We start from the raw sequence: 12,267 nt of genomic DNA on the forward strand, positions 1-12,267 counted from the left end.
GACAGCGCAGGCACCACAGGCAAGACAGCCGGGGCCGCAAATGCCGGGGCAACGATCCGCCCTTCTGCCCCATCTGATGCGGCGAACACTGCACCGAAGAGGTCGGGGGCTAGGCCGAAGACACCGGACAGCGCAGGCACCACAGGCAAGACAGCCGGGGCCGCAAATGCCGGGGCAACGATCCGCCCTTCTGCCCCATCTGATGCGGCGAACACTGCACCAAAGATCCCGGAGGCTGGGCCGAAGACGTCGGGGGCTGGGCCGAAGATACCGGACAGCGCAGGCACCGCAGGCACCGCAGGCACCGCAGGCAAGACAGCCGGGGCCGCGAATGCCGGGGCAACGTTCAAGCAGGGTATGAACGGCGTCGCCGGGAACCTGGCCGGAGGCGCGACCCAGAAGGCGATCGAAGGAGACGGCAGCAGCGCGACCCGTCGTAACGTCGGGCGTTACGCGGGAGCTGCTGTCTCCGGTGCCGTGGCCGGCGCACAGGCTGGCGGGCTTCCGGGAGCCGCCGTTGGCGCAGCGAAGAACGTCGCTGTCGAGGGGGCCCAGGACGCGGTCAAGGGCGTGTCCAAGGCCACCGGCGGCAGCCCGGACGCCAAGCCGGCCGACCAGCGCGAGCTGGGTGTCGGCGGCACGGGCTACGAGCGCAGTGCGACGAAGGACGACGAGGGCCTGGGCTCGAAGGCGGCCAAGGGCGTCGCCGTCGGCGGTGGTGCGGCGGCTGCTCCGCCAGCCGTGGGCGTAATCATGGCCATGGCCTTACTGAACTGGCTCAAGTCCATGTTCTTCGCAGCCATGGCGATGGCCGTCAACGCCGGGAAGCTGCTGTGGATGCTCATCGTCAACGTCGTCAAGGCGGTTGCTCACGCGATCGCTGCGCCGTTCATGGCGATCGGCAGCTTCCTGGCCAAGGGGGCCGGCGCGATCCTGGGCATCACCGTCACTGCGACGATGGCCCCTGTAGCGGCAGCGCTGTCGGGTGTGGTCGCGATGACCGCCACCGTGGCCCTGCTGGGCACGGTCTTGACCGGTGTCCTCAACTCGACGGCGTTGACCGAGGGACGCATCAACGCGAACAGGGCGGCGTGCGTCGTCAACGCGGGTAGCGTCGGCAACGGTTCCGGTGCCACCGTCCCGGCGGACGTGGAGAAGAACGCCAAGGAGATCTACTCGGTACTCAGCAGCTGGGGGATGCCGAAGGCGAACATCGCGGGCATCCTCGGAAACTGGTCGCAGGAGTCTGGGATCGACCCGACGAGTGTGCAGAACTTTCCGACGGGGACGTATGCCATGACCGCCGCGAAGGCCAGCGCCGCGCAGAACACGGACAACGGTATCGGTCTCGGGCAGTGGACGTTCGGCCGCAACACGCTGCTGCGCCAGTACGCGAACGGCAAGGGCGTCGACTGGTTCACGATCAAGGCCCAGTTGGCCTTCATGGTCGATGGTGACAACCCGGGCGACGTTGCGGTCTTCAAGGACATGCTCAGGAAGTCGCAGGGCTCGCCGCGTGCGGCAGCGCTGCACTTTCACGAGAACTGGGAGCGCTCCGCTGACGGCGCGGCCGGGATCTCTGCACGAGGCGACAAGGCCGAGATGTGGTTCGGCAAGATGAGCGGCTGGTCGGTCGACAGCTCGATCGTGGGTGGCGTCGAGGACATCGTCGGCGGGATCATCGAGAACATAGCGAACGGGATCGACACGATCCTGGGAAACTGCACCTCCACCGGCAGTTCTGTCTCGCTGAAAGACGGCGGGATGACGCAGGAGGAGGCCCAGGCCCTCGTCGACCTCTTCAACAAGGAGGGCGACAAGTTCCTCGACGACCGGTACGGTCCGGGCGGCGGCCCCGGTTCCTGCGGCGACAACCACGCAATGAACTGCGTGAGCTTCTCGACCTACTTCGTGAACAAGTACACGACGTTCCAGGCCTACCCGGCCGGTGATGGCAAGCAGACGGCCTACTCGATCGCACAGGGGACCGGCAAGACGATGCAGTCGACCCCTGCCCCCTACTCGGTCGGGTCCGGGCCGGGTTCCACTCCCGTCGGCCACACCCTCGTGGTGCTCGGCGTCCAAGGGGACAAGGTCATCGTCGGTGAGGCTGGCTACTGCGCCTACATGGGCCGGGTCCGCGTCGACAGCGCAGCGCGGCTGGCTGCCGAGGGCTGGAAGTTCGTGGACATGTCGGATGCGATGCTCACCTCCGACAAGATCAAGACGGCCTGATGCGCGGCATCTGACCTGGGAGGAAGAAGCCGGTGCTCGGCGATCCGGGCACCGGCTTCTTCGTGTCCGAGTCAGGCCCGCGCGCCAGTCCCACCTTCGATGCCCTCACTGAATGGATTCAGACTCGGCCGCGAATGGCTTTTGATATAGGCTCGAGTCGTTTATGAGGACAATGCGGAGTGAGGAGCGTTCCGTGACGACACCCCCTGACGAGTCCGAGAGCACCGGATCGGAGCGGGAGAGCGAGTCGATGCCCGAGAAGAAGCCCGCGGCATCGAAGACGCACACGAAGGTCACCGGAGTTGAGCTCGAAGAGCGCTTCGCGGGCTGGATGATGCGCCAGCGCGAGAAGGGCCAGGCCCGCGCCCCAGCGGACAACGCGCGCCTGCTCCGCCGTGGCCTCACCGCGGTGATGAGTACCGGGATCCTCGCCCTGGTCGTCGCTACGGGCGTGACCGGAGAGAGCTTCAAGGCGACCACAGCGGACAACGAGGCCCGGATCGTCCAGCTCGAGGAACAGTTGGACGATGCCCAGTCCACGCCCGTGAAGGCGGACGCCGGCGCGCAGTTGTCGAAGCTCGCCGAGGCGGCAGCCGCCGACGCGAAGAAGGTCGCGGCGGGCGAGCAGACCTTCGCCACGCTGTACCACCAGGCCAGTGTCCAGCCCAGCACGAACAACGGGGCTCCGAACCAGGCCACGTTGGAAATCGTCGAGCACCGACGGGACCTGGCGCCGCTCTTCGGCAAGGACTCCTTCCTCGTCAGCGACAAGGAGGCGTACAGCACCTCGTCACTGACGCCGTTCGATGCGACCACCGAGATCGATCCGCGCCACGCCTGGTACATCCGCTATGACGGCGAGAAGGCAGCTGCCCCGAGCACGTACGCATGGAAGGTCGAGACGGTGATGCCCGATCTGAGCGTGAAGGGCGGCCCGGGCGCGACGAACCAGGCAAGGGTCGTCTGGCTGTGCCGGGACACGACGAGCGGCGAGGTGCTCGCCTGGGCGAGCGCGCGCTACGTGCGCAACGGCACGGCGGGGGCCTTCGACCACTTGGCCCTCGTGGTAACCGCCGCCGGGGCTCAGTACGAGAACCCGGCGGTCAAGATGCCGGCCGGGTCCGGAGTACCCGAGCTCAGCGGCACGGGCACACAGGAGGAGGGCGGGAAGCGATGACGGAGCAGACGGCAGCACCCGCGCGGCGGGGATTCTTCCGGCGCAACATCTCGGTCCTGGGGACGGCAGCGGTCCTCGCGGTCGTCGCGACGGTTGGCGGAGCAACCTGGAGCAGCCAGCACGCGGCCGTGGTTGAGCAGGAAGCCCGGATCAACGATGTCGAGGGACGTCTGGCGGCAGTCCAGAAGAGTCGCGCCGAGCAGGCGAACGCGGACGTCATGGCGGCCCTGGGTGTCAGCCAGAGCCGGCTGAGCACCGACGGTGAGCGCATCAGGTCGCTGCTCTCGATGGTCTTCACGTGGGACTCGGGGCAGAGCTACGAGGCTGCGCGCGAGAGACTGAAGAGTCGGTTCGACCTCACCGAGAACGAGATGTTCCTGAAGTCGTTCATGCCCCCGTCGAGGTTCAACGAGGATTCCCAAGGGCGGCGCTACTACTACATCGACACGGTTGGCCTGAACTCGACCCTCGGCGCGGATCCGGACATAGAGGTCATCGACGCCAAGGCGGGCGTCTACACCTACGCCGTCCTTACCGACGTCGAGGCCACCTCCGACGCGACGTCCCAGAACAAGGCGAGCAAAGCCAGCGTCACGGCGCACCGGCGCGCGCTGCTCTTCGTCACGGTCGACGCCCAGGGCAAGGTCTCGAACCTCTCCGGCGTGCCGGCGAGCGGCGAGACTCGCCATTCCAAATGACTCACACTCCCTTTCGACTCGCCTCGCTGATAGAGTTGCGCTGATATTCGAGTGGAACGGTGAGTTGAGGTCTAATGGCATCGACACAGGCCGAGGAGTCGAGCGGGTCCACGGTACGCAAGACGCGCTTCGTCGCGACGTCCGGGTCCTCGCAGGAGGGCGCGGACGCTCCTGAGCACACGGAGCCCGCGGGCATCCTGCGCAAGCCCACCCTTGCGGCCGGCCTGAGCATGGGTGTCGGCGCACTGCTGTGCTTCGTACTCTCCGCAGGAATCTCCGGCGGCCAGAGCGCGGCGCGCGGTACGGCCGTACCGGAGATGTCCTCTCTGCAGGAGCAGATCAGGATCACCGAGGCGAAGACCGCGGCGCTACCGAAGGTCGGCGACGCCGAGCGTGGTCTGACCACGGCCCTGACGGCGGCTGGTCAGGTCGCGAAGCTGCAGAACGACTACCGCTACCTGACGCCCAACGTGGCGGCAGCCGGCGGCAAGCTCGACGCGGCGACGTCTCAGTCGACGCTGCGCAACCTCATCCCCTACTTCGCCCCCTCGGTACACCAGGGAGACCTGGGCCCGTGGTACCTGCTCGCCAGCGACAAGGACGTACCAGCCGGCGTCGGGATCCCCATGAGCTTCAACTCCGGCTTTGAGTGGGCCGTCCAGGCGCCTTACCTGGTCAACGACGACGGCACCATCGCGGTGACCTGGCTGGCGATGGAGACCAGGACCGGTGCGGGCGAGAAGCCGGCGGTGCTGGCCTGGGCCCGCGCCGACTACGACCTGGTCCGCAACGCCTTCGTGAACATCCAGACCGGTACGACGGCCACGGGCGAGGCTCTGGAGCAGGAGGTGAAGGCACCGTGAACGAGGAGACCAAGGACAAGTTGCGACTGCACGCCGGGAGGATCCTGCTCGGCGGCACCGGGGCGCTGCTCGCGCTCTCGGTGGTCACGCTCGGAGCCAGCCTGCTCAGCGACGCTCCGGCTGCGTCGGACGTCCAGGACGACGCGGTCGTTCAGAAGCTCGAAGGCAACCTCAGCGACGCCCAGACCGAGCTCGCGGCACAGCACAAGGCGCTGCTGGCCCAGCTGCCGGGCGTGGACATCGAGCGGGCGAACCGTGACAGGACGACGGGCCGGTCCCTTCTACTCGGCCTCACGGACAGCTCGGCGACGAGCCGGACCGTCAAGGAGCAGCAGGCGCTACTCGACGCGCGCTACGGCTTCCTCGACCACGAGTCCCGGGTACTGACCGAGTTCGTGCCCGAGTGGATGACTGCGACCGGAGCCACGAAGGGCGCTGGGACGACGTACGCGCTTGCTGATCTGGACGTCCACGTGAGTCGGGTGCAGGGCCTGAACTACTCCTACACGGGGGTGGCCCGTCTCGATCCGGTCCGCGTTGGCCCGACTCAGAGCAGCACTGCCAAGAGCGAGTTCGTGGTCCTCACTTACTCCACCTCTCAGGACGGCACGGCGACGTCGCTGGACGCCTACCGGGCCTCCAGCAAGACCCGCGACGCCCTCGTCGGCGCCAGCGAGGAACAGTCCTCCCCCAAGCCGAAACGGTGAGCGGAGCGCCCACCGCTTCGGCACGCACCCCAGAAGACCCCTACGAAACGTAAGGACACGAACATGTCGACTCAGGCCCTGGAGAAGACCGAGACGACTGTCCCGACGAGCACGGCCGCGGCGGCGAGGAAGACCACGGCGAAGCCCGAGGAGGAGCACGAGGATTCGAAGCTGCGCACCGGATGGCGGCGCCTGGCTCCGAAGAATCAGGCCGGTAGGTTCTCCGTCGTGGTGTGGGCGGGGTTCTTCCGGGCCGTCGTCCTTCTCGCCGACTATCTGCTGGCATTCATCACGGCCGTGGTCATCCTCCCGCTACTGGGCGCGTGGCTGCACCAGCAGTCGGGCGCATCCCGGGGTGCGCTCAGCGCGGATGGAACCATCGCCATGTGGCTGATGCCGCTCCTCTTCCTGGTCGTACTGCTCGCGGCGGGCGAGATCGTCGTGATGCGCGGCATGTGGCGCTGGGCAACTCGGATGATCGCGAAGATCCAGGACGTCCGGGGCGAGGCGACCGGGGCCGACGTCACACCGAAGTCCACGACCAGGCCCACCCACACGAACAAGACCAACCGCAAGAGGAGCAAGTGATGCGTACCGCAGGACTGACGATGAACGACGTATGGGCCCACCGCGTCCTGCGTGAACGAGGAGTGGAGACGTACCGGCTGGAGGGGGTGGTCGCCGAGCTCGGCGTCATGGTCGAATCGCTCGACCTCAAGCATCGGGGCGTGGAGGAGAACTATCGTCCGTATCTGCACATGACGGGCGAGCTGCGCTCGGTCACCCCGGCCGAGGCCCTGCCGTTCGGTATCTCCCAGGTGACCTACTCCCCCGGCCAGGGCGAGAAGGTGGACGCCTTCTACGAGTTCGACGACCAGCAGCTGGTGGTGCTGGCCGGCAAGGGATACTTCACGAGTGGTTTCACCGTGCCCGAGCAGGTCACCGGGATCGAGTGGGAGCTGCCGGCCACGGCGGACATGCTTGTCCTCGCTCCGTCGGAGGTTCAGACCGAAGGTGACGTGCCCGTGGTCTTCGCCCAGATCCACGGCATCGGGGGCTTGGAGATCGATCTCGAGTCCAGCGGCTATGACCTCGCCGGCTACTTCGCCGACCACTCCAAGAACGGCGTCCCGCGGGCCGAGGCCGTAGTCGATGCACGTGGGCTGAAGTCGCGCTCGGACGCGATCAACCTGCTGTTCACCGAGGACGAGCTGGGCCTGGACACCGAGGTCAAGCAGGTCGTCGGAGCGCCCGTGCCCGAGGCAGCGCCGGTCGCTGACGGCATGAACGCACGCTTGCGGCAGATCGAGGCGGAGATCGCCGCCGAACGGGAACGGTACAAGACCGAGCGTGCGAGCACCGAGGGCACCACGGAGAACCTCTACCGGGAGCGCGTGGCTGCACCACTGCACAGGGCTGAAGAGGAGAAGGTGCCGTCCGCTTCCTCGGTTCCGACCCGTGAGGCGCAGCGCGACCTGGACCTGGATCCCGACCTGGAGGCGGAGGAGCAGGAGACACGCCGACGTGAGGTCAAGCCCGTTCCGAGCCTGGACGAGCGCAAGCTCCAGGTGGCCCAGCGTGCGGCCGATCTGGACTTCGGCGTTGACGACGAGCAGAGCTTGGGCTCCTGAGGACGGATCAGGCATGACGTGCGCGGCCCCGGGTGCTGGCGGACAGCAGCCGGGGCCGTAGTGCATCGGTAGCGAGACGGGAAGGAGAGCGACGATGGGCCTGAAGCAGGACATCGTGATCGTGAACGAGTTCAGCGTGCCGCTGCCCGGTGGCAAGGGATCGCGCGGCGCGACGCCGGGCGACTACGTCACCCGGTACATGGCCCGCGCGCAGGCGACGGAGTCTCTGGCTCCGATCCAGCGTCTGCGCACCGACGACTTCATCCTGCGCTACACGGCGCGGGAGTCCGCCGTCGAGCGCGTCGGCATCTCGCGGGGTGCGACGAAGCACGAGATGCGCCAGGCCCAAGGCGACGGCGGCGTGGCTTTCGGCTACGGCTCGGTCTCGCTCTCGGACGAACAGCTCAAGGCGGCCAGCAAGGACATCCAGCGCTACTTCGACGCGGGGCACACCGTGTTGAAGACCGTGCTGTCCTTCGACGAGGAGTACCTGCGGAAGCAAAAGATCGTCGCCGATGACTTCCACTGCGAAGCCCGCGGTGACTACCGCGGCCACATCGATCAGATGAAGCTGCGCATGGCGATCATGTACGGCCTGGAGCGGATGAGCTCGGGCACCAGCGGCTTCGACGACCTGCGGTACGTGGGGGTCATCCAGGTCGACACCGAGCATGTGCACTGCCACCTGGCCATGGTCGACGGCGGCCGGGGCCAGGTGACGAAGAACGGCACACAGCGGGGCAAGCTACTGGACCGGCACAAGTTCCGGCTCCGCCGCGGCGTCGATGCCTGGCTCGACGAGAAGCAGGCGGTGGCTCACCTCTCCAGCGCCGTCGGCTACGAGCGGCGCAACGTCACCACCTTCATCAAGCGGTGGGCGCACGAGCGAATCCGTGCCGAGTCTCTGCCGCAGTTTCTGCTCGCCTGCCTGCCTGTGGACCGAACGCTGTGGCGCGCCGGCTCGAACGACGCTCGCATGCGCAAGGCGAACCAGCTGGTGACCGAGCTCGTGAAGGAGCAGCTCGAACGTGCTGGGTCCCCGATGCCGGAGGCCATGGGGCGCATCGTCGACCACGCCAACGAGCGCCGCGCGAAGGAGTCCCTGAGCGCGGAGGAATGGCAGGAGCTGGTCGAGCAGGGACGTACGCAGATCACGGAGCGCGCCGTCAACGGCATCTACCAGATGCTGCGAACCATGCAGGAGTCGGAACTGCGCGTGCGCACGCCGATGCTCGAAGTCATGGGGATGGACTATCAGCAGATGGCAGCGCTGGCTGCAGATCGTCAGGTCGACCACGGGAACACGGAAGCCGATCTGGTCTCCTTCGGCTTCCGGCTGCGCAGCTACGCCTCACGTCTGCAGCATCACCGGGAGAAGGTCGAGGTCTATCGCGATCTCGCTCACCAGTGGGAACGGGCCGACAAGGCCGGTGTTGCCGCCGAGGATTCGCGCCCGCTCTACGACTTCTATCGCTTCGAGGAGGACTACCACTGGAGGCTGGTGGGCAAGTACCGGCACTTCCTACCCTTCGTCGGGGATGCAGGCGCGTGGCACGAGCAGCAGCAGGACGTGGCGGCTTACGGCCAGCGGCTGCTCTCGCTCATGGCCCTGCGCGCGGATGCCTCTCTGCAGCGGACGAAAGACTCCGAGGAGGCCGAGAATCTGGGCCGGACGATCTACGATCAGCCCGGCGGCAGGCTCCTGACCGAGGGCAAGCGCGGCCTGGCGGTGCTGGACGCGCGCATTCGGACGATGAAGCAGTCCTACGACCAGAAGCTGGACGGCCTCCGGGCCGATCTCGCTTCCTCCGGCCTGGTGCTGCGCGTGGGGTCGAGCGCCGAGGACCGGGCGAGTACGGAGACCGACGCGGTCAGCACGGACTTCAAGGTCGTCGTCAGTGCCGCGTATGACTTCGACGAGGTCAAGGGCTTGGATCTACACCACCTGGGCTACGACTTCGTCACCGACGTCGCAATCGGGCAACGCGCACACCAGGCCTTCGTCGAGACGGCAAGGGATCGCCGACGGCTGCTGCTGGCGGCGATGGACTACCTGGACCAGTCCGGTCAGGCAGAGGCAATTCCCGATCTGCCGGTGAACGATGTCGCGGCGATGACACGGATCTCCCGGGAGCTGATGCCCCAGCAGTCGGGCGAGGGATCCGGCTCGCTCGTGTTGCGTTCCCGAATCGCGGAGCTGCGCGCCGGGCGCGGGCAGGCCGAGCGGATGCGGCAATCCACGGCTTCCTCGCTGGACGCCGGCCTCGTCGTGCGGGTCCAGGCCCGAGTCGATCAGGCTGTGACCACAGTAGATACCGAGATCGCCAAGGCCGCGGGGCCGAACACCGAGCCGATCCTGGACAAGGACGGCAACGAGGTCGGCACCGTCTACGACTTCAAGGGCAATGTGGTGCCCGCGACGCACGGCACCGGCCCGGTGGTCAACACCAAGTCCGTCGAGGCCTCCGACTTCAAGGTCGACAGCGAAACGCTGGACAACCAGTTCGCCTTCATGCGCGCAGCCCGCGATGCCCAGGCCGCGGCCAAGGAGTCACAGGCTCAGGCTTCGGCCCCCGAGATCGAGCGGGAGCAGGCAGCCGAGGTCGAGGTCGACCAGCCGACGGTCGGCTGAGACCAAGGTCGAGGCCGAGTTGACCCCTCGAAAGGCCCCTGGAACGACATCCAGGGGCCTTTCGGCTACACGGGACACGAGCGGGATGGGGCGACGAGCCATGACGGCTTCGCTGGAGCGCTATCGCGGGGCGCCTACCTGCCAGTCAGCTCACACCACCGAGAGCACTGATCGCGCGGCCGCCGGCTTCCGATCCAAGGCCCAGCCAGTGAGCGTTTCGACTACCAGCCCGAGCAGCCCCAGGCGCCGAAGGACAGCCAGCCCGAGTGCAGCGGGTGGGCAACCCTCGACCAGAGCGCAGAACGAAAGGACTCGGAATGCGCTCAACAACCCTTCCAACCCCCCATCAAGTGCCCTATCAAGTGCGACTCGTGATAGGTTTCGACTGATTTTCCAGTTGAATCATCAGTCCTGTCGAGAGGTCTTGTGTGGCATGTTTCAAGAGGTGCAGCTCGACGAGCGCTACCGGCTCCTGTCCAAGCTCTCGGAGCCACTGAAGAAGGCCGAGCGCGACATCGTCGGCCGCGAGCACGAGACGACACAGCTGCTGGCCTCGATGAGCCGTCCCGAGCTGTGCAACGCGCTCCTGTTGGCCGAGGCCGGCACGGGCAAGACGGCCCTGGTCCAGGCCACGATGCTGGTGGACAAGGACCGCCTCTACCTGGAGGTGGACCCAGCGCGCATGATCTCCGAGGCGGGCACCGCCGAGAACATGGCCGCGGTTCTCAAGGGCTTCTTCGACGAGGCCGAGGACTTCGTCAGGAACGAGAAGCACGAACTGATCCTCTTCATCGACGAGTTCCATCAGGTGGTTCAGCTCTCCGACGCCGCCGTCGAGGCGATCAAGCCGGTCCTCGCCGCATCGGGAACCCGCGGCATCAGGATCATCGCGGCGACAACCTACGAGGAGTTCCACAAGCACATCTCGCCGAACCAGCCGCTCGTCGAGCGACTGCAACGCATCAACCTGAACCCTCCCGACCAGTCGACGACCATCAAGATCCTGCAGGGCATGGCCGAACGATACGGGGTGGCCGACGAGTTCTACGACGACCACATCTTCCGGCAGATCTACGAGTACACCCAGCGCTACATGCCGGCCAGCGCTCAACCGCGCAAGTCGATCCTCGTGCTCGACTCCATGGTCGGCTGGTCTCGCCTGACGCACCGGCCGATGGACCGGGACCTGCTCTCGGACGTGCTCATGGAGACCCTGAACGTCAACGTGGCCTTCAAGGTCGACGGCGCGAAGATCAAGAAGCAGCTGGACGAGAAGGTGTTCAGCCAGGACTGGGCGACCAGCGCGGTGGCACGTCGCCTGCAGCTGGCGGTGGCGGACCTCAACGACAAGGGTAAGCCGATGGCGAGCCTGCTGTTCACGGGCTCCACCGGTGTCGGCAAGACCGAACTCACCAAGCAGCTGGCGAAGCTGCTGTTCGGCGATGACCAGCGGCACCTGATCCGTTTCGACATGACGGAGTACGCCGAGGACTCGTCATTCGCGGCCTTCCGCTCCGAACTCACCAAGCGGGTATGGGACCTCTCCCACGCCGTACTGCTCTTCGACGAGGTCGAGAAGGCCTCGGCGATGGTCACGCGCGTGCTACTGCAGGTGCTCGACGACGGCCGGCTCAACGACGACAACAACCGCGAAGTGAGCTTCCTCAACACATACATCGTCCTGACGACGAACGCCGGCACGGAGATCTACAAGAGCATCTCGCAGTACGCCGCCGACGACACCGGCTCGGGCAAACAGCTGATGGAGTACGAGAAGCTGATCCGCCGCTCCATCTCCTCGACGACGGGCGACAACCGGTTCCCGCCCGAGCTGCTGGGCCGCATCGACGCGATCGTACCCTTCCAGCCGCTGTCGCTGCCGACGCAGCAGAAGATCGTGCGAAAGAAGCTGCGGCAGATGGTGCAGGAGGTGTTCATCAAGCACAACGTGCGGGTCGACGTCGATGCGAGGGTCCTGCAGTACCTCATCGAGGACAAGGGTGACACCGACTCCGATGCCGGCGGCGCGCGTGCGGCCATGGCGAAACTGACCGACGAGGTCACCACCGCTGTGGCGACCTTCCTCAACGAGCACCCCTCAGAGCGACGGATCCGCATTGACGTCGTCGGCGACTTGGTCAGCGACGACAAAAACCTGCTGAGTTCCGATGCCCACATCGAGGTCAGTGCGGTGCGATGAGTCGGTCAAGGCAGGCAGGACCCAGTCGACTAACGAGTCGATAGCCCTTCGAGGTCTTGTAGTTGCCTACTCTGACAAGACGACGATAGGATGCTCATAAACCAGGCGGACTGTGTTCTTTTGG

At 66.4% G+C, this 12,267-nt stretch carries 9 protein-coding genes; all 9 read left to right on the forward strand.

The window, feature by feature from the left end:
* Positions 1-357 precede the first annotated feature (357 nt).
* Positions 358-2,235 (forward strand): phage tail tip lysozyme, encoded by a 1,878-nt coding sequence (locus tag ACIQK6_RS29320; RefSeq protein WP_402695732.1) that lies wholly within the window; start codon positions 358-360, stop codon positions 2,233-2,235.
* Between the two features lie 193 nt (positions 2,236-2,428).
* Positions 2,429-3,412, forward strand: a complete 984-nt coding sequence (locus tag ACIQK6_RS29325; protein WP_329104452.1) for a hypothetical protein — start codon at positions 2,429-2,431, stop codon at positions 3,410-3,412.
* Positions 3,409-4,110, forward strand: coding sequence for a hypothetical protein (locus tag ACIQK6_RS29330; protein WP_402695733.1), 702 nt, complete (start codon positions 3,409-3,411; stop codon positions 4,108-4,110). The genes ACIQK6_RS29325 and ACIQK6_RS29330 overlap by 4 nt, the downstream gene beginning before the upstream one ends.
* Before the next feature lie 74 nt (positions 4,111-4,184).
* Positions 4,185-4,973: a hypothetical protein gene (locus tag ACIQK6_RS29335; protein ID WP_329104447.1), complete on the forward strand. Its 789-nt coding sequence runs from the start codon at positions 4,185-4,187 to the stop codon at positions 4,971-4,973.
* Entirely contained in the window at positions 4,970-5,680 is a 711-nt protein-coding gene (locus ACIQK6_RS29340; RefSeq protein ID WP_402695734.1) for a hypothetical protein, read from the forward strand. The genes ACIQK6_RS29335 and ACIQK6_RS29340 overlap by 4 nt, the downstream gene beginning before the upstream one ends.
* A 63-nt stretch (positions 5,681-5,743) precedes the next feature.
* Positions 5,744-6,268, forward strand: coding sequence for a hypothetical protein (locus ACIQK6_RS29345; protein WP_402695735.1), 525 nt, complete (start codon positions 5,744-5,746; stop codon positions 6,266-6,268).
* Complete coding sequence (locus ACIQK6_RS29350) at positions 6,268-7,311, forward strand: hypothetical protein (protein WP_402695736.1); 1,044 nt, start codon at positions 6,268-6,270, stop codon at positions 7,309-7,311. Before ACIQK6_RS29345 ends, ACIQK6_RS29350 begins: the two co-directional genes overlap by 1 nt.
* A gap of 94 nt (positions 7,312-7,405) precedes the next feature.
* Complete coding sequence (mobL, locus tag ACIQK6_RS29355; protein ID WP_402695737.1) at positions 7,406-9,943, forward strand: relaxase MobL; 2,538 nt, start codon at positions 7,406-7,408, stop codon at positions 9,941-9,943.
* 433 nt (positions 9,944-10,376) lie between these two features.
* A complete protein-coding gene (locus ACIQK6_RS29360) occupies positions 10,377-12,143 on the forward strand; it encodes an AAA family ATPase (RefSeq protein ID WP_402695738.1) in 1,767 nt (588 codons plus the stop codon).
* The last annotated feature ends 124 nt before the right edge of the window (positions 12,144-12,267 follow it).

The organism is Streptomyces sp. NPDC091682 (assembly GCF_044756625.1).
Classification (GTDB): Bacteria; Actinomycetota; Actinomycetes; order Streptomycetales; family Streptomycetaceae; genus Streptomyces.